The sequence below is a fragment of the Paraburkholderia acidisoli genome (assembly GCF_009789675.1).
Classification (GTDB): Bacteria; Pseudomonadota; Gammaproteobacteria; order Burkholderiales; family Burkholderiaceae; genus Paraburkholderia; species Paraburkholderia acidisoli.
Map to the genome: position 1 here is coordinate 1,181,325 of NZ_CP046914.1, position 23,396 is coordinate 1,204,720.

Below are 23,396 nucleotides of genomic sequence, written 5' to 3' on the forward strand. Positions count from 1 at the left end.
CTTCAAATGGATTTCGTTTCTCTCGCACTCTTCGGGGCAGCTGTCGTGGGTTTGGGCGCTGCCGCCACCGCCATCATCGCCAGGTGGCTGCCGCTTCAGGCGATTGAAGCGGCGCAGCACGGCCGGTTTGTCGGGTTGGGCGAAGCGCCGCGCTTGCGGCCGGCGTATCGCGCGCAATTCGGTCCGCAGGTCGGAAAAGAGGCAATGAATGTCGTCAGAACACACTGAAGCAGTCGCCACACGGGAAGCCGCGCCGCTCAAGCTGGCGCTGCAACCCATCAACGCCACGCTGAGCTTGCGCGATCAGGCTTATGCGATGTTGCGTCAGGCTATCGCCGACGCCGACATCTATCAGTCGCGCGAGGAAATTCGCCTGGACGAGCGCGTGCTCAGCGAGTCGCTGGGCGTGAGTCGCACGCCGGTGCGCGAGGCGATGACGCTGCTCGAACAGGAAGGCTTCCTGCGCATGGTGCCGCGCCGCGGCATCTATATCGTGCGCAAGAACAAGCGCGAGATCGTCGAGATGATCCAGATGTGGGCCGCGCTCGAAAGCATGGCCGCGCGCCTCGCGACGATCCACGCAACGGACGACGAAATCGCGCGTCTGCGCCACATGTTCGACGATTTCCGCGACAGCACGCCGGCCGAGCATATTGCCGAATACTCGGACGCCAACATCGCGTTCCATCAGGCGATCGTCGAGCTGTCGAAGTCGCAGATCATCCTGGACACCATCAAGAACATCTTCGTGCACGTGCGAGCCATTCGCCGCATGACGATTTCGCAGAGCGATCGCGCCTCGCGTTCGATCGTCGATCATCTGCGCATCATCGAGGCGCTGGAACAGCGCGACACCGAGCTGGCGGAGCGGCTGGTGCGCCAGCATTCGCTCGATCTGGCCGTGTTCGTCGAGAAGAACTGCGATTTTCTCGACTGACGAGCGTGTGAGCGTGACGTTGCGAACGTCCGCGCGTTAAGCGTTGAAGTTGGGAATAGCGTGGCGAGGGCATTGGCGGCAGGGCGGGCATTGCATGGCAATCGTCCGAGAAAACGGGCTCGGCGACGGAGTCAGCGCTACGTTCGAATGCGAAGACGGGAGACCGATGAGGTCTCCCGTTTTGCGTTTACGGCGTCATCATTGGCGGTGGCTTCGGTGGCTTCGGTGGCTTCGGTGGCTTCGGTGGCTTCGGTGGCTTCGGCGGCCTCGTTGGTCCCCCGATCGCCCCAACGACGTCGACCACCGTCGTGCCAAGGCGCGTTTCCGCCTAAGCCCGCTGGCGCCCCAAAAACTTTATGCGCATCAATTTCCGTCAGAGAAATCGCGTTCCCACCTCTCGCCGACTCCAAACCGGCAATCTTTCACACCACATCTGGCATATCAGCGGGTCAAAGCGCTCGGTGTTTTCCCTCGTGTGCGTCGCGTCAAAACATTCCAGTGCGCCGCAAACCTATACGCAATAAGCCGCGCCCCCGATTTTTACGCCGCAATCGATGGGCAAATCCCCTCTTGCCTCGTTGTGATATATCACATACCGTATTGCTCAAGGACGCAGATCCCGCGCTATCGCGCGACAGCCGCTGCCCACGCAACCCCACCGATTTTCGAAAACTCGCCCGGCCACGATTTAGATAAGGAGACATGACATGGGCAAGGCATTGAATGGCGTGCGCATCCTCGACTTCACGCATGTGCAGTCGGGACCCACCTGCACGCAGTTGCTCGCCTGGTTCGGCGCGGATGTGATCAAGGTCGAACGTGTAGGCGGTGGCGACATCACGCGCGAGCAACTGCGCGATCTGCCCGACGCGGACAGCCTGTACTTCACGATGCTCAACGGCAACAAGCGCTCGCTGACGCTCGACACGAAGAACGCCGAAGGCAAGCGCGTGCTCGAGCGCATGATTCGCGATTGCGACGTGCTCGTGGAGAACTTCGCGCCCGGCGCGCTCGAACGCATGGGTTTCAGCTGGGAGCATATCCAGTCGCTCAATCCGCGCATGATCGTCGCTTCGGTGAAGGGCTTCGGCCCCGGCCCGTACGAGGACTGCAAGGTCTACGAGAACGTTGCGCAATGCGTGGGCGGCGCGGCTTCGACCACGGGTTTCGACGACGGCCCGCCCGTCGTTTCCGGCGCGCAGATCGGCGACAGCGGCACGGGTCTGCATCTCGCGCTCGGCATTGTCACGGCGCTGTATCAGCGCACGCACACGGGGCGCGGCCAGAAGGTGCTCGCGGCCATGCAGGACGGCGTGCTCAATCTTTGTCGCGTGAAGCTGCGCGATCAGCAACGTCTCGATCGCACCGGCGTCATGAAGGAGTATCCGCAATTCCCGAACGATGGCTTCGGCGAGGCCGTGCCGCGCGCGGGCAACGCCTCGGGCGGCGGTCAGCCCGGCTGGATCCTCAAGTGCAAGGGCTGGGAGACGGACCCGAACGCGTACATCTATTTCATCGCGCAGGCGCCGGTGTGGGACCGCATCTGCAAGCTGATCGGCCGCGAGGAGTGGATCGAACACGCCGATTACGCCACGCCGAACGCACGTCTGCCGCGGCTCAAGGAGATCTTTGCCGAGATCGAGCACTGGACCATGCATCGCACGAAATTCGAGGCGATGGCCGTGCTCAATCGCTACGACATTCCGTGCGGCCCGATTCTCTCGATGAAGGAAATCGCCGGCGACGAGTCGCTGCGCGCGAGCGGCACGATTGTCGAAGTCGAGCATCCGGTGCGCGGCTCGTATCTCACCGTCGGTAATCCGATCAAGCTTTCGGACAGCCCGACCGATGTCACGCGCTCGCCGCTGCTCGGCGAGCACACCGACGAAGTGCTCGCCGAATTCGGCTACACGCACGACGAAATCGTCGCGTTGCATTCGGCAGGCGCGGTGTGAGCGGCGCGTATTCGTTTCGCCGGGGCATTGGCAACGAAGCGACAACACGGCAACGAAGCGCGCGATACGCGACGGAAAACTAACGAATCACGAGGCCGCGAGAGCGCGAACCTACGCGCCGCGCGGCAACGAAGGAGCGAAACATGGAGACGTGGATGCGTTTGATGGCGAGCGACGGCAGCATCGTGTTCGGTCGCGTCGAGAGTGGCTATCTGCACGAGTACGAAGGACTCGATCAACCAATACCGACCGGCGCGGTGCTCTCGCTGCGTGCGCTCACGCCGCTCGCGCCGTGCGCGCCCGGCAAGGTCGTTGCGCTCTGGAACAACTTTCACGCGCTGGCCGCGAAGCTCGAAAAGCCCGTGCCCGAGCATCCGCTCTTTCTCATCAAGCCGGCGGCTTCGGTGATCGGTTCGTCGGAGCCGATCCGGCGTCCTGCTCACTATGCGGGAAAGATCGTGTTCGAAGGCGAGCTGGGCATCGTGATCGGCAAGCGTTGCCGCGACGCGAGTCTCGAAGAAGCCGAGGCCGCGATCTTCGGCTACACCATCGTCAACGACGTCACGGCGGCCGGTCTCATCACCGAGAATCCGCACTTCCCGCAATGGTGCCGCGCCAAAGGGTTCGATACGTTCTGTTGTCTCGGCCCGGCGATCGTGTCGGGTTTCGAGTGGGAGCATGCGCGCGTCGTGACGCGGCTCGACGGCGTGGAGCGGCAGAATTATCCGCTCGACGACATGGTCTTCACGCCCGCGCAGCAGGTGAGCCTGATTTCGCAGGATCTCACGCTCGAACCCGGCGACGTGATCGCGTGCGGTACATCGCTGGGCGTGGGCTCGATCGGCAATGGCGCGACCGTCGACGTAACGATCCAGGGCATCGGCACGCTCATCAACACGTTGGCCGCCGCGCGCGAAGAACGTGCGTCGATGGCGGCGGAAGAAAGCGCCAACGGCTAGCGGCGCGAGTGCGTCGTCACGCAGTCAGAAGGTGGTGAGCCTGAAGTCGAGCGGATAAAAACGCAAACCGCGCGCGAAGGCCGTCGGCAACGACGCGTCGCGCACGAGGAGGAGAGATGCCGGAGCAACTGGCTGTCGACCTGGCGTGGCTGGGCGGCGGCGCGACCTTCGCATGGCTGATCTGTGCATTTGCACAATTAGCGGCGTGCGCGCCGTTGCCCTGGGCCCGTGCGCGGATCGCGCCACGCTGCGCGAGTGCCGCCGACGAGCGTGACGCATCGCGCAGGCGGCGCCTCGTTCTCGCCCTGTTCTTCGCGTTGCTGTTGACGGCGCCCCCCGGCGTGATCGCGGGGTGCAGCGCGCATGCGATCCAGGCGTCGATTGCGGTGGAAGCGGGCGCGATGGCGGGGTTGATCTACGCGAGCCGATTCGATTTCACCCGGCGCGTGCGCGCCGTCGCGCGCTGCGCCGGTGCGTTGAGTAGCAGCGTGATCGCGGGCGCGTTCGTGCTGTTCTTTCTACGCCCGGAGCTCGCCGCGGGCGCGCGCGTCGCGCTCTTCGCCGCCGTGGCCTCGAGCGCGGTGCTCGCTGGCGGCGCATTCGGCGTGTTCGCCGGGTCAAGGCGAATACCGCATCGGGGCGCGCGCATCGCTTTCCATCGCGGCGACGCGGCGATGTATGGCATTGCACTCTCGCTCGGCATTGCGCTTGGATGCGCGTTCGTGAGCGCGCAGGCGCGGCCGGAATTCGGTGTGTCGGTGTTGATTGGCGCAAGCGTATTGGGCGCGGCACTCGGCGCGCGATTGATGAGCGGCACGCACCATTCGCGCCGCTTGCGATTGCGGATGAAAGCGAAGCCGCTGCAGGAACGTTGGCGCACCGCCTTTCAGGCGAGTTTTGCCGATGTGTCCGACGAATGGCTCGTCGCGGCGTGCGGCGGCGGGACGTTCGCGCCCGCATGGCTCCCCGATATCGACGATTCGAATGGCGGCGCGCGGCGCGCGCATCTCCATACGGCTCAGGAAACGCCCCGCCGGCGACGCCGTAGCAGCAGCCGTCGCGGCGCACCGCGTCAGCGCCAGGCGCCGGATTGAGCGGCTTTCGCGGCCGCTCGCCGCCAATGATCAGGCATCCTGAATTGATACGCTACCTTACATAACGATCTATTTATGCAAGCTCGCTTGAGACACGCGCGTGATGTGTTCGATGAGCGGCGCGCCTTCTTCCATGAGAAAGCGCTTGAACGCCAGCGCGACCGGCGGCAGCCGCTTGTTCTTGCGGTGCACCACGTACCAGTTGAGCATGACGGGAAAGCCTTCCACGTCAAGCACCGCAAGGTGCCCGACCTGCAACTCGAGGCTGATCGTATGCGCTGAGAGAAAGGCGATACCCATGCCCGCGATCACGGCTTGCTTGATCGTTTCCGTGCTCTGGATCTCCATTGCGATCTTGAGGTTCGTGATCTTGCCCGCGAAGCCTTCCTCCATCGAATTCCACGTGTCGGAGCCCCGTTCGCGCACGATGAACGCTTCGTTGGCGAGCGTGCTGAGCTTGATGCCGCGCTTGTGCGCAAGCGGATGCGAGGGCGCCGCGACGATCACGTAAGGGTGCGGCGCGAACGGTTCGTTGATGGCGTCCGTGGCGTGCGGCGGGCGCACCATCACCGCGAGATCGGTCTGATTGGTCGCGAGCTGGTGCAGCAATTGTTCGCGGTTATGAACGGAAAGATTGAGTTCGACGCCCTTGTAGCGGCGCGTGAATTCGGCGAGCAGACGCGGGAAAAAGTAGTCGCCCGCGCTAATGACGGCCACGTTGAGCTTGCCGCCCGAGACGCCTTTGAGCTGGCTCATCGCCTCGTCGACTTCATGGAACTGCTGAATGATGGCCCGGCTGTAGTGCAGCATTTCCGTGCCGGCGGGCGTGAGATAGATCTTCTTGCCGAGTTGCTCGAAGAGCGGCAGGCCCGCGTGCTCTTCGAGCTGGCGCACCTGCGTGGAAACGGCCGGCTGCGTGAGATGAAGCTCCTCCGCCGCGCGCGAAAAGCTGAGATGGCGCGCTACGGTTTCGAAGACTTTCAGCTGTCGTAGCGTGGCGTTTCGCATTGTCATGAGCGATCCATAAAGGAACGTGAATCCTCATAATAACAAACTTTAATTGTGAGTAATTCAGCAATCACCCTAGCATGAGTTGAAAGGCGGAAGCATGCCCTGCCACGTTTTACGGCAACTTCGGGTTAACGCTTTGGAAGTGCGATTTCATAAGGGCAAACACGCATGACAGCCCTTGTTTCAAGCAGTTTTCAGGGATCTTCCGTTTCAGCCGGGCGAGTACGGATCGACGAATTTCAATTCGAATTTCCAGAAAGTTTTGAATCATCGGGCGATTAAAAAACGGATTGCAGCGATCGGACGATTAAAACCATAAGCCGAAATTTATGCAGACGGGCAATAACGCCAGTCGCAATGAATGGATAGCGGAGACAAGCGAGATGAATGCAATCAGTCAGAGGAGCGAAGGCGGTCCGTTCTGGACGAACCGCTGGTTTCAACTGGTGGTGGGCATGCTATGCATGGCGCTCGTTGCCAATTTGCAGTACGCGTGGACGTTGTTCGTCGCGCCCATGAATGCACGGCATCACTGGGGCGAAGCATCGATTCAACTGGCGTTCTCGATTTTCATTCTGACCGAAACCTGGCTCGTACCGATCGAAGGCTGGCTCGTCGACAAATTCGGCCCGCGCCCGGTCGTGGCGGGCGGCGCCGTGTGCGCGGGTCTCGCCTGGGTGCTCAACTCGTATGCGACTACGCTGCCGATGCTGTACGCGGCCTCGGTGATCGCGGGCATTGGCGCGGGCGGCGTGTACGGCACCTGCGTCGGTAATGCGCTCAAGTGGTTCCCGGACCGTCGCGGTCTCGCCGCCGGTCTCACGGCCGCGGGCTTCGGCGCGGGCGCGGCCGTGACCGTGATTCCCATCGCGAACATGATCACGCGTTCGGGTTACGAGCACACGTTCTTCTTCTTCGGCATCTTGCAGGGCGCGGCCATTCTGGTGCTCGCGTTCCTGCTCGTGAAGCCGGTGGCGCGTCCTGTCGCGGGCCGCCGCATGGTCACGCGGGTCGACTACACGCCGGGCCAAATGGTCAAGCAACCCGTGTTCTGGGTGATCTATGCGGCGTTCGTGGCGGTGGCGGCGGGCGGCTTGATGGCCACGGCGCAGATCGGGCCGATCGCGAAGGACTGGGGCCTCGCCCGTCTGCCGATGACGGTGTTCGGCGCCACGCTGCCGCTGCTCACGCTGACGCTCTCCATCGACAACATCTGCAACGGCTTCACGCGTCCGCTGTGCGGCTTTATCTCCGACAAGATCGGCCGTGAAAACACCATGTTCATCATCTTCGTGGGCGAAGGGCTCGCGCTGCTCGGCATGATGCAGTTCGGCACGAATCCCTATGCGTTCATGACGTTCGCCGCGCTGATCTTCCTGTTCTGGGGCGAAATCTTCTCGATCTTCCCGGCGATTTGCGCGGACACGTTCGGCAGCAAGTATGCGGCGTCGAATGCGGGCACGCTCTATACGGCGAAGGGCACGGCCGCACTGCTCGTACCGGTGGCATCCGTGCTTTCGGCCACGGGCGGCTGGAGCGCCGTGTTCATCGCGGCGGCAGTCATCACGATCGCGGCGGGCATCAGCGCCAAGTTCATTATTGCGCCCATGCGGCAGCGTCTCATGGAGCAAAACAGCGCGCAGCAGAACAGCGAACCGTCGGTCACGCTGGCGGCGAATACGGGCGCGGGCCTGCATCACTGGACCAATCAAAGCGGCGAGTGAGGCGCGCGAGTTTGCCATGTCGATGAACGTATCGCTTCAGCAGCTCAAGGTGTTCGTCGCGGTGGCGCGCGCACGCAGCTTCACGCGCGCCGCCCGCGAATTCGGGCTCACGCAGTCGGCCGTCAGCCGCTGCGTGCGCGAACTCGAAGAAGCGGTCGAACTGAAACTGTTCGATCGCACCACGCGCCAGGTGGAACTCACGCTCGCGGGCAGCGGTTTCGAGCGGCGCATCGGGCGCCTGCTCGACGAGATCGACATGGCGCTCAGCGAAGGCCGCGACGCGCATCAGGCGCATAGCGGCGTCGTGCTGGTGGCGAGCAATCCCGTGCTGTCCTCCACGTGGGTGCCCGCCGCGCTCGCGCGCTGCGCCGCCGCGTTTCCTTCGCTCACGCTGCAGTTGCAGGATTTGCCGCAAGCCGCGGTATTGCAGGCCGTCGAGCAGGGCGAAGCCGACTTCGGCGTGATTGCCGAAAGCGTGCCGTTCGCGAGCGGCAATCTGGACGTGCAGCCGCTCTCGGCCACGCCCTTGTGCGCGCTGCTGCCCACGCAACATCCGCTCGCGTTGCAAGGCGCGTTGCGCTGGGACGATCTCGCGCGCGAGCCGCTCGTCACGCTCAATCGCGACGCGGGCTGCCGTCAGGCCGTGCAGCGCGCGCTCGAGGGCCTGCGGCCCGAAGGGCGTCCGTTGCAGGAGTTCGCGCACGTGGAAGGCGTGACGCGCATGGCGCAGCTGGGCATGGGTATCGGCGTGTTGCCGGTGTGCAGCGAAGGCTCGCGCGCGGCGTGTCACTGGCCGGCGCCCGGCGGCGCGCTTGTCACGCGCGTGCTGCATCCGGTTGTCAGCGTGACGACGATGCTGGTGCGCCGCCGCCACCGCTCGTTGCGGCCTTCGGCGCAAGCGGCATGGTCGCAGTTCGTCAACGACGGCGCGCAGGCCAATCATTCGGATGCCGAAGCATCGTGCGAAGGGTTGAGCGGGTCGCGCCGCTCGCGTATCGTCGATACGAGTTCGCACGCGCGCGTGGAATAGCGTTGAGTCGTCGCCCAATGAAAAACGGATCGCTCATTCTCGCGATCCGTTTTTCATTTGAGGGGAGCAAAAAGAAGAGCGGCCCCACGGCCGCCCGACTGCAACCTCGCCACGCTCAGGCGGCTTGCAATGCCATGCGTTCGCGCTGCTTCACGAGCGCGAGCACCGTGTCGATGGTGGGTGTGGGTTCGCCGATCAGCAAGCCCATTTCCTGCACGACGGTGAGCAGCGGATCGATCTCCATCGGCCGCCGATGTTCCAGGTCGACGAGCATCGAGGTCTTGTGCGCGCCCACGGCACCGGCGCCGTCGATACGGCGTTCGAGGTCGACGCGGAAGTTCACGCCGAAGCGTTCGGCAATGCGCTGGCCTTCGAGCATCATCGTGCGAGCGACGGCGCGCGTGGCCGGGTCCGAGGTGATGACGTCGAGCGTGCCGTGCGTGAGCGCGCTGATCGGGTTGAAGCAGAGATTGCCCCAGAGCTTGAGCCAGATCTCGTCGCGAATGTTGTCGCGGATCGGCGCTTCGAAACCCGCTGCCTGCATGACGTCGTGCAACTGCACGATGCGCGGCGTGCGTTCGCCCGAGGGTTCGCCAATAGGAAACTTCTTGCCGTAGACATGACGGATCACGCCCGGCGCATCGATTTCCGCGGCGGGGTACAGCACGCAGCCAATCGCGCGCTCGGGTGTGAGGCGTGTCCATTGCGAGCCGTCCGGGTCGATACTCTCGAGCCGCGTGCCCGCGAACTTGCCGCCATGCTGATGGAAGTACCAGTAGGGAATGCCGTTCGTGCCCGTGACGATGGCAGTGTGCTTGCCGATGAGCGGCTGCATCGCGTCGATCACGGCCGCCACCGAATGCGCCTTGAGCGTGACGATCACCACGTCCTGCACGCCCAGCTCGCGCGGGTCCGACGTGCAGCGCACGTTCGCTACGTATTCCTCACCATCCATCAGCAGGCGCGCGCCGTTTTCGCGCATGGCGGCGAGATGAGGGCCGCGCGCGATGAAACTCACGTCGGCGCCGGCGCGCGCGAGCTGCACGCCCATCATGCCGCCGATCGCGCCCGCTCCAAAGATGCAGATCTTCATGTTGATACCCCAATGACGTTGAAAACCGCGTGTCCCGTGCGGCGTGTTCGCGGGCATAGGGGAAAGGCAGCCCGTTCGCCGAGTCGATGGACGATGATTCGAGCATAGGGTCTGCCGATGATTAACGACAGTTAAAGTTTCTGGCCAAAATCATGCAGGGAAGCTTATGGATAAAGCGTGTGAGTTTATGCGCGATGGCAAGCCAAACGCGCCCGCCGACCTGCGCCGCCGCGGCTCGCCTCGCGACATCGACGAATTGCGGAAGGCTCGCGTGCAAGCGCGACGATCACGCTGGCTTCACCCGTCGATGCACGCGGCATGCATGCCACCGGCGCGCGCTTGCGTGAAAGGAAGCCACGCGCTTAAATACGCTGACCGTGCCGCGACCGGCGCCTCGAAACCGGCAGCGGTCGGTCGCGGCGGCCCGCGCTCATGCAGAACCAATGCCAATATCCCACGACAACAGACACCACGCGGAGAAAGTCATGAACGGGAAAAGCATCGCGGAACGTGAAGCGGCGGGGCGCGCCGCGCGCGAGCGCGCCAGGCGTTCGAGTCACAAGGAAACCGGCGACCTCAAGCGCGATCCGCTCGAATTGCTGCAGAAGAACAGCGAAGGCCGCGTGCCGAATCTCGTGCCGCTGCGTTACGGGCGCATGATCGTTTCGCCGTTCACGTTCTTTCGCGGCAGCGCGGTCTTGCAGGCGCACGACCTCGCGCACGTGCCGAACACCGGCATGGCCATGCAGATTTGCGGCGACGCGCATCTGCTCAACTTTGGCGCGTTCGCCACGCCCGAGCGTCAACTCGTATTCGACCTCAACGACTTCGACGAAGTGGCGCCCGGCCCGTGGGAATGGGACTTGAAGCGGCTGGTGGCGAGTCTCGTCGTGGCCGCGCGCAACATGCGCTACTCGCGCGGCGTGGCCGAGGAACTCGTGATGACGGCCGTGAACAGCTATCGCGATCGCACGCGCGAATACGCCGAATATGGTGCGCTCGATCTCTGGTACGACCGCATCACGTTCGACCGCATGATCGAAACGGCGCTTACGCCGGAAGGGCGGCGCTTGCTGCGGCGTGGCATGGACAAGGCCGCGGGCCGCACGCACGAGAGCATGCTGGAAAAGCTCGCGGCGCGCGACGGCGAGCGTTGGACCATACGCGACGCGCCGCCCGCGCTCTTTCACATGCACGGCGCGAACACGCTGTTCGAACCCGAGGACGACTGGTTCGCGCTCGGCGACTGGAAGAAGCTGATCGAGCCGATGTACGCGGACTACCTGAAGACGCTGGCGGCGGACCGGCGCGAACTGCTCGAACACTTTGCGATGCAGGATCTCGTCTTCAAGGTCGTGGGTGTGGGCAGCGTGGGTACGCGCTGCCTCGTGATGCTGCTCACCGACCATCACGAGAAGCCGCTGTTCCTGCAGGTGAAAGAAGCGAGGGCGTCGGTCGTTGCGCAGTACTACAAGTCGCAGAAGTGCAAGCACGAAGGCGCGCGCGTCGTGCAAGGCCAACGCCTGTTGCAGGCGGCGAGCGACATCTTTCTCGGCTGGACCACGGGACCTTCGGGACGTCATTTCTACGTGCGCCAGTTGCGCGACATGAAGCTCTCGGTCGAACTCGAATTGCTCGACAGCACGCTGCTCGCGGGGTATGCGCGCTTGTGCGGATGGGCGATGGCGCGCGCGCATGCGAAGTCGGGCAACGCGTCGATCGAGATCGGCGCGTATATCGGCAAGAGCGACCAGTTCGCCGAAGCGCTCGTGAGCTATGCGTTCGCCTATGCCGATCAGGTCGAGCGCGACTACGAAGCATTCGTGAAAGCCGCGCGCAAGGGCGAGATCGTGGCGCGCGGCGACGAGGACATGGCCGCCGACTTCCGGGTTTGATCGCCGCGTCCAGAACAAGCGTTCGACGTGGGTGTTCGACGGACGCCCGACTTCGGCACGTTCCGCTTTTCGTGCGGCTTCTCGCGCTCGCGGCGCGCGTGACGCGGAATTTTGACCTGCGCATGCCCGCTTCGCCTCGCCGGTACAATCGTACGAGAGCAAACGTTCGAAGGGGGCGGAGTGAAGCGGTTGAGCATCGCGGTGCGGGGGCATCGTCGAATCAATCATGCATGCGCTGGTCGCGCGGCCACGGTCGTGCGGGCGCTCGTCGCGGCGATTCTGTCGGCTGGCGCGCTCGCATGCGCGCATGCCGACGAACTCGACAGCCCTACGCTGCGCAAGATTCGCGACACGGGCACGATCGTGATCGGCGTGCGCGAGGCGGCGGTGCCGTTCTCGTATCGCGCGGACGGCGAGCACGCCACGGGCTATTCGTACGAGATTGCGCAACGCATCGCCGCCACCGTGCGCGACGCGCTCAAGCTGCCCGCCTTGCGCGTGCGCGAACTCAGCGTCACGGCGCAGAACCGCATCACGCTCGTGCAGAACGGCACGGTCGACCTCGAATGCAGCACGGCGAGCCACACGCGCGAGCGCGAGAACGACGTCGCGTTTTCGGACAGCATCTTCGAGTACGGTGTGCGCATGCTCGTGCGGCGCGGCTCGCCCGTGAAGGATTTCGCCGATCTGGCCGGGCGTACCGTGGTCACCACGGCGGGCACGTCGGAGGAGCGTCGATTACGCCGCTGGAACGTCGAGCGCGGCATGGACATGCGCATTCTCGCCGCGAGGTCGCACGCCGATTCGTTCGAAGCCGTGCGTGCGGACCGCGCCGTGGCCTTTGTGATGGACGCGCCGCTGCTGCACGCGGCGCTCGCCACCGGCTACGTGGCCGGCGACGCGCCGGGCCAGCCGGTCGCACGGAGTGCCCGCGCGGTGAGCGACGCGCGCGAGTTCGAGATCGTCGGCACGCCGGCCACGTACGAGGTCTACGGCTGCATGTTCCGGCGCGGCGACGCGGCGTTCAAGCGTCTCGCCGACACCACCATCGCGAACATGCAGCGCTCGGGCGAGGCGCTCGCGCTCTATCATCGCTGGTTCGAATCGCCGATTCCGCCCGCGGGCGTGAATCTCGACTACCCGCTTTCGCCGCAGATGAAAGCGCTGTTCGCGAACCCCAACGACCGGCCGCTCGACTGAGCGCGCCAACCCAACGGAACCGACAACGATGAGTGAAACGATTCAACGCAAGGTGGCGCTCGTTACGGGCGCGGGCAGCGGCATCGGCCGCGCGTGCGCACGCCGCCTGCTGGCGAACGGCTTTACGGTGGTGCTCGCGGGGCGCCGCGCGGCGCCGCTCGAAGCGCTCGTGCAGGAAGCGCACGAGCGTAGCGAAGAAGCGCTGGCCGTGCCGTGCGACGTGACCGACGCGGCCGCCGTCGATGCGCTGTTCGATACCATTCGCACGCGTTACGGCCGGCTCGATCTGCTGTTCAACAACGCGGGCCGCAACGCGCCGGCCGTGGATATCGACGAGCTTTCCGTCGACGACTGGCGTGCCGTGGTCGACACCAATCTCAGCGGCGTGTTTCTGTGCACGCGCGCTGCATTTGGGCTGATGAAGCAGCAGACGCCGCGCGGTGGCCGCATCGTCAACAACGGCTCGATTTCGGCGCACGCGCCGCGGCCGTTCAGCATCGCGTACACGGCGACCAAGCACGCGATCACCGGCCTCACGAAGTCGGTGTCGCTCGACGGGCGGCGTTACGACATCGCGTGCGGCCAGATCGACATCGGCAATGCGGCGACGGAAATGGCCGAGCGCATGGCGCGCGGCGTGCCGCAGGCCAACGGCGAGATTGCCGCGGAACCGTTGATGGACGTGGAGGTGGTCGCCGATTCGCTGCTGCACATGGCGCAACTGCCGCTTTCCGCGAACGTGCAGTTCATGACGGTGATGGCGACGAAGATGCCGTTCGTGGGGCGGGGATAAGGCGGTCCGGGTTCTCGTTGACTCGCGCCGTTTTTCTGGATCGCGCCGCAGGCGCACTCGTGAAGCTTCCCCGTGGGCTGAACGCAACGTTTTGATTCATAGCGCATAACCTTATTCGGACGTTTCCGAAAAGCATCGTGCTTTAACGATCCTCCACACCTATTTTTCGGGCCCCCCGCAAGAATCGCGAGCTAAATTCTTGCGGGGTGGGTTCGATGAATCGGGGTTACCGGCTGGTCTATAGCCGTTCGCGCAACATGCTCATGGCTGTCGGGGAAACGGCGACGGCATCGGGCCAATCCGGGGAGGCACGCGGGGCGCGACGGTCGGGCGTCAGGCGCTCATTGCGGTGTCTTGTCCCTGCTGCATTGCTGGCGCTCGCGCCGATGCTCGCGTTTGCGCAGATCGTGGCAGGCGGCGCACACGCGCCTTCGGTCATCCAGACGCCGAACGGCCTCGATCAGGTGAACATCAACCGTCCGTCCGGCGCGGGCGTATCGGTCAACACCTATAACCGGTTCGACGTGCCGCAGCGCGGCGCGATCCTGAACAACTCGCCGACGATGGTGCAGTCGCAGCTCGGCGGCATGATCAACGGTAACCCGAACTTCGCGCCGGGACAGGCCGCGCGGGTCATCGTCAATCAGGTCAACAGTTCGAGCGCGTCGCAGTTCAACGGCGCGCTCGAAGTCGCGGGCCAGCGCGCGAACGTGATCCTGGCGAATCCTTCGGGCATTTCCGTCAACGGCGGCACGTTCATCAACACGAGCCGCGCAACGCTCACGACCGGCACGCCGAACTATGCGGCAGACGGCTCGCTCGCGGGCTTCAATGTCACGGGCGGCAATATCGCGATCAGCGGTGCGGGTTTGAACGCGTCGGGCGTGGATCAGGTCGATCTGCTCGCGCGCGCCGTGCAGGCCAATGCCGCGGTCTACGCGAAGACGAACCTGAACGTCGTGACTGGCGCGAACAGCGTCGACTACGACACGCTCAATGCCACGCCGATAGCGGGCGACGGCCCCGCGCCGGGTGTCTCGATCGACGTCAGCAATCTCGGCGGCATGTACGCGAACCGCATTGTGCTTGTTGGCACGGAAGCCGGCGTCGGCATTTCGCTTAAGGGCATCACAGCCGCACAATCCGGCGACCTCGTGTTGACCTCGGCGGGCAGGCTGGTACTGGCGGGTCAGGCGAACGCAAGCGGCAACATCGTTGCGAACGCGCAGGATATCGACAACAGCGGCACGACCTACGCGCAGCAGAACGCCAACCTTTCCGCGTCTGGCGCGCTGGCCAACAGCGGCATGATTGCCGCGCAGCAGAACACAACCGCAAGCGCCGGTTCGGTGAATTCGACTGGCACGCTCGCGGCGGGCGTGAACGGCGACGGCTCGCTTGCGCAGACGGGCGACCTGAACGTGAACGCATCCGGCAATGTGGTTGCGACCGGCCGCAATGTCGCGGGCGGCAACGCGAGCGTGAGCGGCGCGGCGGTCAATCTCGCGGGCGCGACGAATTCCGCGAACGGCGCGCTCATACTCGCGGCGAACAACGGCGACCTGAACCTGTCGGGCGCGACCACGACGGCGGGTGGCGCGCTCGGCGCACGGGCGGCGGGCACGCTCACGAACGACAACGGCGCGATGTCGTCGGGCGGTGCGCAGACCATCACCGCGGGTGCGCTCTCCAATCGTGGCGGGCAGATCGTTTCGGGTAACACGCTGACCGCGAACATTACCGGCGCGACGGACAACCAGGGCGGCACGATGCAGGCGGCGGGCGCGCTCGGCTTGTCCGGTGGATCGCTCGACAACTCGGGCGGTCACGTTGCGTCGCTGAACGCGGATGGCGTTTCCATCACGACGACCGGCCTGCTGAACAACGGCGCGGGCGGGTCCATTGGCGGTAATGGCGCGCTTATGCTGCAAGGTGCGCAGATCGCGAACGCGGGCTCGATTACGGCGGTGCAGTCGCTGATTGCGCGCGCCGTGCAGACGCTCTTCAACGGCGGCACGTTCGCGACCAACGCGGACATGACGCTTTCGGCCGGGTCGACGCTTACGAACGCGGGCCAGTTTGGTGCGGCGCATTCGCTCGTGCTTTCTGCGGCGACGTTCGATAACAGCGGCGGCGCGGCGAGCGCGAACCAGTTCACGCTGCACGCCGCAAATCTCGTGAACCACGGCGGCACGATCACGCAGACCGGAGCCGGCGCGATGACGCTCGACGTGACCGGCACGCTCGACAACTCCGCGGGCGGCACGCTGCAAACGAACAGCACGGACCTGACGATTGCCCCCGCCTCGCTCGACAACGACGGCGGCACGATCACGCACGCCGGGACCGGCAGGCTGTCGATCAATGCGGGCAACGGCGCGGGTTCGGTATCGAACTTCGGCGGCAGGATCGCCACGAACGGCCAGGCTTCGATCCAGGGCGGCACGCTGAATAACGCGGCGGGTTCGATCATCGGGCAGAACGGCCTGACGGCGACGGTCGGCGGCGCGCTGAACAATGCGAACGGCAAACTGCTGTCGAACACGGACAGCACCCTCACCAGCGGCGCGCTCAACAACAACGGCGGCCAGATCGGTGCAGGTACGAACGCGAGCATCCGCACAGGTTCGCTGACCAACAGCGGTGGCTCAATCGTCGCGCCGGACCTCACGCTGACGACCACGACGACGCTCGACAACAGCGGCGGCGATATCGAAGCAAACCAGCTTGCGCTGAACGCCATCGACCTGGTGAATCACGGCGGAAACATCACGCAATATGGCGCGTTGGCGACGGGCTTCGATGTGAGCGGCACGTTCGACAACTCGAACGGCGGCACATTCCAGACCAACAGCACCGACCTGACGCTCGCACCCGGCGCGCTCATCAACGACGGCGGTTCCATCATCGACGCTGGAACGGGCACGCTCACCATTGCACCGGGCAATGGCGCGGGCTACTTCTCGAACGTCGGCGGCCGGATCATTTCGGCGGGCCAGATCGCGGCCCAGGCTGTGAGCCTGAACAACGCGAACGGCGTGCTCGCCGCGCAAGGCCGGATCGCGGCGAACATCGCGGGCGAGCTGAACAACACGCAGGGCTCGGTTCGCTCGCTCTCGTCGCTGGCTCTCGCGAGCGGCGGCACGCTGACGAACACGAACGGACAGATCCAGTCGGGCACGGGCTCGGCTGGCGACACCAGCACGCTCGACGTTCAGGCTGCAGCGCTCGACAACACGAACGGCCTCGTCAGCAATCTCGGCACGGGCGACATGACCGTGCAGGGCGGCAGCCAGACCGTGAACAGCGGCGGCGTTATCACAGGCAACGGCAACGTTGCCGTCGACACGTCTGTGCTCCTCAATACGCAGAGCGGCCAGATCAGCGGCGCAAGTGTCACGGTGCAAGGCGATACCGTCAACAACAGCGGCGGCAACCCGCTTGGCCTGAACGACGTATTCACGGTCGGCGCAAATCAGGATTTATCGTTCGGCAACAAGGCGCTCGGCTCGCACGGGTTCAATGGTTCGTACTCCGTTCCATTCGGCTACTGGACGGCGACCCTCTCGGGCAACACGAGCACGTACTACCAGAACATCGCGGGCGTGAACGACACGTTCGTATCGAGCGGCAACTCACAGACGGCCGCGCTGCGCATCGCGCGCGTGCTCTCGCGCGGCCAGAACGACGTGCTCGGCGGCTACATTCAGCTATCGAAGCGTTTCGGCGACAGTTTCATCGACGACACGACAATACCGACCCAGGCGCGCAACAACACGTTTCTGGAACTCGGCGCGACCGACCGGCATTACTTCGGCACGGCGCAGTTCGACGGCACACTCGCCTACCGTCAGGGTATCGGCGGACTCGGCGCGACGCCGGACCCGTATATCGACGGCCCGACGTACCGCTTCCATATGGCCGTGCTCGACGCGAACCTGTCGGTGCCGTTCGCCATCGCGAGCCAGTCATTCCGGTACGTCACGACGTTCCACGGCCAGTTCACCAACGACACGCTTTTCTATATCGACGACCTGACCATCGGCAGTCGCTACACCGTGCGCGGCTTCGACGGCGAAACGATGCTCGCAGCAGAGAAAGGGTTTTACTGGCGCAACGAACTGCAATGGCCGGTGTTCCAGACCGGACAGACGTTGTATGCGGGGATCGACTACGGGCGCGTGTTCGGGCCGAACACGGCAGCACTGGCGGGGACGCAACTGGCAGGCGCGGTAGTTGGCATTCGCGGCGGCGTGCCGGCGAAATATGTCGGCGTCTCGTATGACCTGTTTGCCGGGACGCCGATCTACAAGCCTGAAGGATTCCCGACCGCGCGATGGACAGTCGGGTTCCAGATTACGGCAGCGTTTTAGGCCAGCTGCGGGCGCGCCAGCCCGCCTCAGCCGCCTCCCGCCAGCGCGCCTCAGCCGCCTCCCGCCAGCGCGCCTCAGACGCCTCCCGCCAACGCGCTTCAGCCGCCTCCCGTATACTGAGCGTTGTTCATCAGGACGCCCGAGCGCCCATGTCTTTGTCCACGCTGACCCCAACCGACCCTCGCCCCGAACCGCCCGAACGTCCGGGTGAAGACGACTGCTGTCGCAGCGGCTGCGATCCGTGCATTTTCGATCTCTATCAGGAAGAAATGGATCGGTATCGCGCCGCGCTGGCCGCGTGGGAAGCGCGCGAGGCAGAGCGGCAGCGGGCGCAGTGACGAAGGCGCGCGCAACGGCACAGTGAAGCGTCGCGCGGAGTTTTGCTACTAACTGCCGGTTTAATCCGCCGACGATCGATGCGTTGATCAAGCATTACGCCGACGCCGACGCCGACCGCGCGCGCAGCCAGCAGCCCCGCGTAACTTGCGTTCTCGCCTCGCCGCCCGCATCTGTCGGAATTCGTCTCACGCAACGCAGCAGCCACGCAGCCACCGCGTCTCGCTTCGCCCGCTATCGCCGCCATGACCCATTCCATTTTCGTTCCGCCATCCGCCGATCTCGCCGCCATCCCGCTGGGCGCGGCGACCACGATCGACGCGCTGCAAGACTTCGTTGAGCGCCATCCGCGTCTGTTCGTGCTCACGGGCGCGGGCATCAGCACGGACTCGGGCATTCCCGGCTATCGCGACGAAAACGGCGCCTGGAAGCGCTCGCCGCCCATCACGCTGCAGGAATTTCTCGGTTCGGAAGCCTCGCGCCGCCGCTATTGGGCGCGCAGCCTGATTGGCTGGCCGACCGTGGGGCTCGCGCAGCCCAACGCCGCGCATCGTGCGCTCGCGCGGCTCGGCGCGGCGGGCTACGCGCGCACGCTGGTCACGCAGAATGTCGATGGCCTGCATCAGCGCGCGGGCAGCCGCGACGTGATCGAACTGCACGGCAGCATCTCGCACGTGCATTGCCTCGATTGCGGCGCGCAGTTTTCGCGCGAATCGATCCAGCCCGAACTCGTCGCGCGCAATCCGGCGCTCGCCGATGCCATCGCCGAACCGGCCGCCGACGGCGACGCGCATCTCGACTTCGACGGCGCCAACGCCTTTCACATTCCCGCGTGCGCGGCGTGCGGCGGCATGCTCAAGCCGTCGGTGGTGTTTTTCGGCGAAAACGTGCCGAAGGCGCGTGTCGAGGCTGCATCGAACGCGCTCGACGAGGCGGATGCCGTGCTCGTCGTCGGGTCGTCGCTGATGGTCTATTCGGGCTACCGCTTCTGCGCGTGGGCGCAGCAGCGCGGCAAACCCGTGGCCGCCATCAACATGGGCAAGACCCGCGCCGACCCCTTGCTCGCGCTCAAGGTCGAGGCGCCGTGCGCGACCGTCCTCGACGCGCTCGACGCAAGGCTCGCCGCCTGACGTCGCGCGGGCGCGGAGCAAAACGGCACGAAACGGCACGAAACGGCGCCGGCCCATGCGCTTCGTCGCGAAGCGCGCGCACTGTTGCACGACTCGATCGACATTCGACCCAACCGGAACCGAAGCCATGCTGACCACGCTGACCGACCTCGAAGCGCATTACGGCACGCCGCACGAGCGCGCGCTGCGCAAGGAAATCGACTACGTGAACGCCGACTACCGGCGCTTCATCGAAAGCTCGCCGTTCGTGGTGCTCGCGACCGGCGGCCCGGAAGGTCTCGACTGCTCGCCGCGCGGCGACGCGCCGGGCTTCGTGCGTATCGTCGACGAGCGCACGCTCGCGCTGCCCGACCGGCCCGGCAACAATCGCGTGGACAGCTTGCGCAACGTGGTGGCCGCGCCGCAGGTGGGCTTGCTGTTCATGGTGCCCGGCGTGGGCGAAATGCTGCGCGTGAACGGCCGCGCGCGCGTGAGCACGGAAGCCGATCTGCTCGCGAGTTTCGCCGTCGATGGCAAACCGCCGCGCTCGGTGCTTGTGATCGACGTGGAAAGCGTGTACTTCCATTGCTCGAAGGCGATCGTGCGCTCGAAGCTCTGGGACGCCGCTGCGCAGGTCGAACGCAAGTCGCTGCCGAGCGCGGGCGAGATGCTGCGGCGCGTGAACGCCGAGCACTACGGCGAGGCCTTCGACGCCGAAAGCTACGAGGCCAACCTGCCCGAGCGCATCAAGGCCACGCTGTACTGATCTTCGCAAACCTCATCGGCATGACGCGCGTCAGTGGCATCGCCCGCATGACGCGCGCCATCACGATATCCACGAACCTTCACGCATGACCGAACCTCTTGCCCAACGTCTGAACGCGCCCGCCGCCGGGCGCAACGCCACGCCCATTCTCGACGTGTTGCGCGAGGCCTTGCCCGCGCGCGGCACCGTGCTCGAAATCGCCAGCGGCACGGGCCAGCATGCCGTACACTTCGCGGCCGCGTTGCCGGGCATCGACTGGCAACCCAGCGACACCGACGCGCGCGCCCGCGCCTCGATCGCCGCGTGGCGCGAGCATGCCGCATTGCCGAATCTGCGCGAACCGCTCGATCTCGACGTCCGCGCCACGCCCTGGCCGATCGGCGAAATTCAGGCGATCGTCTGCATCAACATGATTCACATCGCACCGTGGGAAGCGGCCATTGCGCTGATGCAGGGCGCGGGCACGCATGTCGCGGAAGGCGGCGCGCTCGTGCTCTACGGCCCGTACCGGCGCGATGGCGCGCACACGGCGCCGAGCAACGCGGCCTTCGACGCCGATCTGCGCGCGCGCGACCCGTCGTGGGGCGTGCGCGACATGGAAGCGGTGGAGGCGCTGGCCGCGGCGCAAGGCTTCGCGTGCGAGGCGCGCGTGGCGATGCCGGCGAACAATTTCATGCTGGTGTTTCGAAAGCGCGCGAGCGGCTGAGGAACGCGGATGAACGCGGACGAACGCGCGGATTGACGCGCGCCGCGTGCGCGCGAAAGCGCAGCGCCCGGGCGTTTCCCTTATGCTTGCACGGTTGGCGCCCTCGCGGCGCCGTCATTGATTGAAGTGGAGAAACAACATGAGCAAACAGGCAATCGGCGTGGTGGGTCTGGCCGTGATGGGGCGCAACCTCGCGCTCAACATCGAAAGCCGCGGCCATGCGGTCTCGGTGTTCAACCGCAGCCGTGAGAAAACGGACGAGCTGATCGCTGAGTTCCCCGATCGCAAGCTCGTGCCGTCTTACACGCTCGAAGAATTCGTCGAGTCGCTCGAAAAGCCGCGCCGCATTTTGCTGATGGTGAAGGCCGGCGAAGGCACCGACGCCACCATCAACCAGCTCAAGCCACTGCTGGAAAAGGGCGACATTCTGATCGACGGCGGCAACACGCATTTCACCGACACGATCCGCCGTAACCAGGATCTCGCGAAGTCGGGTCTGCATTTCATCGGCACCGGCGTTTCGGGTGGCGAAGAAGGCGCGCTGAAAGGTCCGTCGATCATGCCGGGCGGCCAGAAGGACGCTTACGATCTGGTCGCGCCGATCCTCACCGAAATCGCCGCGAAAGCGCCGGACGGCGAGCCGTGCGTCGCGTACATGGGCCCGGACGGCGCGGGCCATTACGTGAAGATGGTGCACAACGGCATCGAGTACGGCGACATGCAGCTGATCGCCGAAAGCTACGCGGTGCTCAAGCAGGTGCTCGGCCTGTCGAACGAAGAGCTCGGCAAGGTCTACACGGAATGGAATCAGGGCGAGCTGGACAGCTACCTGATCGAAATCACCTCGAAGATCTTCGGCAAGAAAGACGAGGAAAGCGGCAAGGATCTCGTCGACGTGATTCTCGACCGCGCCGCGCAAAAGGGCACCGGCAAGTGGACGAGCCAGAACGCGCTCGATCTCGGCGCGCCGCTGCCGCTCATCACCGAAGCCGTGTTCGCGCGCGTGCTGTCGTCGCTCAAGACGCAGCGCGTGGCGGCCAGCAAGGTGCTCGCGGGTCCGGACGCCAAGCCGTTCTCGGGCGACCGCGAAGCGTTCATCGAGTCGGTGCGTCGCGCGCTGTATCTGAGCAAGGTGATTTCGTACGCGCAGGGTTTCGCGCAACTGCGCGCCGCCTCCGACGAGTACAAGTGGGACCTGCAGTACGGCACGATCGCCAAGATCTTCCGCGCGGGCTGCATCATCCGCGCGCGCTTCCTCCAGAAGATCACCGACGCGTACGCGAAGGACCCGCAGATCGACAACCTGCTGCTCGACCCGTATTTCCGCGACATCGCCGCGAACTACCAGGCCGCGCTGCGCGATGTGGTGATCCAGGCCGTGGCCCTGGGCGTGCCGGTGCCGGCGTTCTCTTCGGCGATCGCGTACTTCGACGCTTATCGCTCCGAGCGTCTGCCGGCCAATCTCGTGCAGGCACAGCGCGACTTCTTCGGCGCGCATACGTTCGAGCGCATCGACAAGCCGGGCAGCTTCCACGCCGAATGGGCGTGAGCGCAAGCGCGTAAGAAAATCGAAAGGTAAAAGACCGCAGCGTCATTGCGGTCTTTGTGGACAAAAATGGCGAACCATCACGGTTCGCCTTTTTTATTGCCAAATCTGCAACAGACTTTTTTCAAATTAGGGTTTTCCCTAGGCGAGTTCGCGTCCTACACTTGTCATCAATCGCTGACGAACATCGTGTTCCAGGCGAAACAAAAACAGATGGAGGTCCGATCATGAACAAGCTCATTTCCGCCGTTGCTGTTGCCGCCGCCCTTGCCGTTCCGGCAATCTCGTTCGCCCAGTCGAACGACCAGGGCCTGACCCGCGCGCAGGTTCGCGCCCAGCTCGTGCAGCTCGAAGCCGCTGGCTACAACCCGGGCGCCGACCACGTGAACTACCCGCAAGAACTGCAAGCCGCGCAAGCGCGCGTCAGCCAGGAACAGCTCGCCGCCGGCAACACCAGCGGCTACGGCTCGCCGGCAACGGGTTCGTCGCAGTCGGGCGCGGCGGTTCAGCCCGCGCACACCGCGGCGCAACAAGCCGTGTATTTCGGCCACTAAGCCGATGGCGGGCGCCAGCCGCTCGAGCGGGGCGCTCGCGAAAGAACCCCCTGTAGTTCAGTTGTCGTAGTAGTGGTTGTTGCAGCGAGAGGTAGTGGAAGTTGTTGTGGCAGTTGCAGTGGCAGTTGAGGAAGCGGCATCACGCAGTGCCGTGTAGTGGTGGTAGAGAACAGAGAGCAGTGGTTGGTGTAGTCGAAGTTGCAGTGCGCAGTACCGCAGTCTCGTAGTGGCAGTTGCAGCACGCAGTCGAAGTACCGGCAGTTGCAGTATCAGCAGTGAATCCGCAGTGAGTTAAGCAGCAGGTTAGTGTAGTTG

At 64.8% G+C, this 23,396-nt stretch carries 19 protein-coding genes; 17 read left to right on the forward strand and 2 right to left on the reverse strand.

The features are described from left to right. The first annotated feature begins 6 nt into the window (after positions 1 to 6). The 5 genes from FAZ98_RS19390 (at position 7) to FAZ98_RS19410 (ending at position 4,945) form a co-directional block, all read left to right on the forward strand. A complete protein-coding gene (locus FAZ98_RS19390; protein ID WP_158952951.1) occupies positions 7 to 228 on the forward strand; it encodes a hypothetical protein in 222 nt (73 codons plus the stop codon). Next, on the forward strand, positions 209 to 937 hold the full coding sequence (locus tag FAZ98_RS19395; RefSeq protein WP_158952953.1) for a GntR family transcriptional regulator: 729 nt from the start codon (positions 209 to 211) through the stop codon (positions 935 to 937). The genes FAZ98_RS19390 and FAZ98_RS19395 overlap by 20 nt, the downstream gene beginning before the upstream one ends. 707 nt (positions 938 to 1,644) lie before the next feature. Next, positions 1,645 to 2,892, forward strand: coding sequence for a formyl-CoA transferase (frc, locus tag FAZ98_RS19400; RefSeq protein ID WP_158952955.1), 1,248 nt, complete (start codon positions 1,645 to 1,647; stop codon positions 2,890 to 2,892). Positions 2,893 to 3,035: 143 nt separating this feature from the next. Further along, positions 3,036 to 3,851 carry a fumarylacetoacetate hydrolase family protein gene (locus FAZ98_RS19405; protein ID WP_158952957.1) on the forward strand — a complete coding sequence of 272 codons (816 nt, stop codon included), beginning with the start codon at positions 3,036 to 3,038 and terminating at the stop codon, positions 3,849 to 3,851. A gap of 116 nt (positions 3,852 to 3,967) precedes the next feature. Continuing rightward, the gene (locus FAZ98_RS19410) at positions 3,968 to 4,945 is read left to right on the forward strand and encodes a hypothetical protein (RefSeq protein WP_158952959.1); all 978 of its coding nucleotides are present in this window, start codon (positions 3,968 to 3,970) and stop codon (positions 4,943 to 4,945) included. Between the two features lie 69 nt (positions 4,946 to 5,014). Here the strand turns inward: FAZ98_RS19410 and FAZ98_RS19415 are convergent, their stop codons facing one another. Next, positions 5,015 to 5,959 (reverse strand): LysR family transcriptional regulator, encoded by a 945-nt coding sequence (locus FAZ98_RS19415; protein WP_158952961.1) that lies wholly within the window; start codon positions 5,957 to 5,959, stop codon positions 5,015 to 5,017. Between the two features lie 380 nt (positions 5,960 to 6,339). Here FAZ98_RS19415 and oxlT point away from each other — a divergent pair, with 380 nt between their 5' ends. Beyond that, positions 6,340 to 7,680, forward strand: coding sequence for an oxalate/formate MFS antiporter (gene oxlT, locus FAZ98_RS19420; protein ID WP_158952963.1), 1,341 nt, complete (start codon positions 6,340 to 6,342; stop codon positions 7,678 to 7,680). Positions 7,681 to 7,696: 16 nt separating this feature from the next. After that, on the forward strand, positions 7,697 to 8,710 hold the full coding sequence (locus FAZ98_RS19425) for a LysR family transcriptional regulator (RefSeq protein ID WP_407672080.1): 1,014 nt from the start codon (positions 7,697 to 7,699) through the stop codon (positions 8,708 to 8,710). 115 nt (positions 8,711 to 8,825) lie between these two features. Here FAZ98_RS19425 and FAZ98_RS19430 read toward each other — a convergent pair whose 3' ends face one another. Further along, positions 8,826 to 9,803, reverse strand: coding sequence for a 2-dehydropantoate 2-reductase (locus FAZ98_RS19430; protein WP_158952965.1), 978 nt, complete (start codon positions 9,801 to 9,803; stop codon positions 8,826 to 8,828). Positions 9,804 to 10,288: 485 nt separating this feature from the next. Between FAZ98_RS19430 and FAZ98_RS19435 the strand changes: the two genes are divergently transcribed. The 10 genes from FAZ98_RS19435 (at position 10,289) to FAZ98_RS19480 (ending at position 23,081) form a co-directional block, all read left to right on the forward strand. Continuing rightward, complete coding sequence (locus FAZ98_RS19435) at positions 10,289 to 11,698, forward strand: DUF2252 domain-containing protein (protein ID WP_158952967.1); 1,410 nt, start codon at positions 10,289 to 10,291, stop codon at positions 11,696 to 11,698. Between the two features lie 255 nt (positions 11,699 to 11,953). After that, positions 11,954 to 12,898 carry a transporter substrate-binding domain-containing protein gene (locus tag FAZ98_RS19440; protein ID WP_158952968.1) on the forward strand — a complete coding sequence of 315 codons (945 nt, stop codon included), beginning with the start codon at positions 11,954 to 11,956 and terminating at the stop codon, positions 12,896 to 12,898. 28 nt (positions 12,899 to 12,926) lie between these two features. After that, the gene (locus tag FAZ98_RS19445) at positions 12,927 to 13,691 is read left to right on the forward strand and encodes an SDR family oxidoreductase (RefSeq protein WP_158952969.1); all 765 of its coding nucleotides are present in this window, start codon (positions 12,927 to 12,929) and stop codon (positions 13,689 to 13,691) included. A gap of 215 nt (positions 13,692 to 13,906) precedes the next feature. Then, positions 13,907 to 18,064: a ShlB/FhaC/HecB family hemolysin secretion/activation protein gene (locus FAZ98_RS19450; RefSeq protein WP_407672081.1), complete on the forward strand. Its 4,158-nt coding sequence runs from the start codon at positions 13,907 to 13,909 to the stop codon at positions 18,062 to 18,064. A gap of 149 nt (positions 18,065 to 18,213) precedes the next feature. Beyond that, entirely contained in the window at positions 18,214 to 18,402 is a 189-nt protein-coding gene (locus tag FAZ98_RS19455; protein WP_158952971.1) for an oxidoreductase-like domain-containing protein, read from the forward strand. A 243-nt stretch (positions 18,403 to 18,645) separates the two neighbouring features. Further along, positions 18,646 to 19,530, forward strand: a complete 885-nt coding sequence (locus tag FAZ98_RS19460; protein ID WP_158952973.1) for an NAD-dependent protein deacetylase — start codon at positions 18,646 to 18,648, stop codon at positions 19,528 to 19,530. 127 nt (positions 19,531 to 19,657) lie between these two features. After that, the gene (locus tag FAZ98_RS19465) at positions 19,658 to 20,275 is read left to right on the forward strand and encodes a pyridoxamine 5'-phosphate oxidase family protein (RefSeq protein ID WP_158952975.1); all 618 of its coding nucleotides are present in this window, start codon (positions 19,658 to 19,660) and stop codon (positions 20,273 to 20,275) included. Positions 20,276 to 20,360: 85 nt separating this feature from the next. After that, positions 20,361 to 20,981 carry a DUF938 domain-containing protein gene (locus FAZ98_RS19470; protein ID WP_158952976.1) on the forward strand — a complete coding sequence of 207 codons (621 nt, stop codon included), beginning with the start codon at positions 20,361 to 20,363 and terminating at the stop codon, positions 20,979 to 20,981. 139 nt (positions 20,982 to 21,120) lie between these two features. Then, positions 21,121 to 22,530 (forward strand): NADP-dependent phosphogluconate dehydrogenase, encoded by a 1,410-nt coding sequence (gene gndA / locus FAZ98_RS19475; protein WP_158952978.1) that lies wholly within the window; start codon positions 21,121 to 21,123, stop codon positions 22,528 to 22,530. A 224-nt stretch (positions 22,531 to 22,754) separates the two neighbouring features. Next, complete coding sequence (locus FAZ98_RS19480; RefSeq protein ID WP_158952980.1) at positions 22,755 to 23,081, forward strand: DUF4148 domain-containing protein; 327 nt, start codon at positions 22,755 to 22,757, stop codon at positions 23,079 to 23,081. Positions 23,082 to 23,396 lie beyond the last annotated feature (315 nt).

What these genes read in the sequence shown, in the direction of transcription:
- FAZ98_RS19425 (WP_407672080.1), top strand. Translation starts at nt 7,697, where the DNA reads ATGTCGATGAACGTATCGCTTCAGCAGCTCAAGGTGTTCGTCGCGGTG.
- FAZ98_RS19430 (WP_158952965.1), bottom strand. Translation starts at nt 9,803, where the DNA reads ATGAAGATCTGCATCTTTGGAGCGGGCGCGATCGGCGGCATGATGGGC.
- FAZ98_RS19435 (WP_158952967.1), top strand. Translation starts at nt 10,289, where the DNA reads ATGAACGGGAAAAGCATCGCGGAACGTGAAGCGGCGGGGCGCGCCGCG.
- FAZ98_RS19445 (WP_158952969.1), top strand. Translation starts at nt 12,927, where the DNA reads ATGAGTGAAACGATTCAACGCAAGGTGGCGCTCGTTACGGGCGCGGGC.
- FAZ98_RS19395 (WP_158952953.1), top strand. Translation starts at nt 209, where the DNA reads ATGTCGTCAGAACACACTGAAGCAGTCGCCACACGGGAAGCCGCGCCG.
- FAZ98_RS19470 (WP_158952976.1), top strand. Translation starts at nt 20,361, where the DNA reads ATGACCGAACCTCTTGCCCAACGTCTGAACGCGCCCGCCGCCGGGCGC.
- FAZ98_RS19405 (WP_158952957.1), top strand. Translation starts at nt 3,036, where the DNA reads ATGGAGACGTGGATGCGTTTGATGGCGAGCGACGGCAGCATCGTGTTC.
- frc (WP_158952955.1), top strand. Translation starts at nt 1,645, where the DNA reads ATGGGCAAGGCATTGAATGGCGTGCGCATCCTCGACTTCACGCATGTG.
- FAZ98_RS19450 (WP_407672081.1), top strand. Translation starts at nt 13,907, where the DNA reads ATGAATCGGGGTTACCGGCTGGTCTATAGCCGTTCGCGCAACATGCTC.
- FAZ98_RS19455 (WP_158952971.1), top strand. Translation starts at nt 18,214, where the DNA reads ATGTCTTTGTCCACGCTGACCCCAACCGACCCTCGCCCCGAACCGCCC.
- FAZ98_RS19390 (WP_158952951.1), top strand. Translation starts at nt 7, where the DNA reads ATGGATTTCGTTTCTCTCGCACTCTTCGGGGCAGCTGTCGTGGGTTTG.
- FAZ98_RS19465 (WP_158952975.1), top strand. Translation starts at nt 19,658, where the DNA reads ATGCTGACCACGCTGACCGACCTCGAAGCGCATTACGGCACGCCGCAC.
- FAZ98_RS19480 (WP_158952980.1), top strand. Translation starts at nt 22,755, where the DNA reads ATGAACAAGCTCATTTCCGCCGTTGCTGTTGCCGCCGCCCTTGCCGTT.
- FAZ98_RS19415 (WP_158952961.1), bottom strand. Translation starts at nt 5,959, where the DNA reads ATGACAATGCGAAACGCCACGCTACGACAGCTGAAAGTCTTCGAAACC.
- gndA (WP_158952978.1), top strand. Translation starts at nt 21,121, where the DNA reads ATGAGCAAACAGGCAATCGGCGTGGTGGGTCTGGCCGTGATGGGGCGC.
- oxlT (WP_158952963.1), top strand. Translation starts at nt 6,340, where the DNA reads ATGAATGCAATCAGTCAGAGGAGCGAAGGCGGTCCGTTCTGGACGAAC.
- FAZ98_RS19410 (WP_158952959.1), top strand. Translation starts at nt 3,968, where the DNA reads ATGCCGGAGCAACTGGCTGTCGACCTGGCGTGGCTGGGCGGCGGCGCG.
- FAZ98_RS19460 (WP_158952973.1), top strand. Translation starts at nt 18,646, where the DNA reads ATGACCCATTCCATTTTCGTTCCGCCATCCGCCGATCTCGCCGCCATC.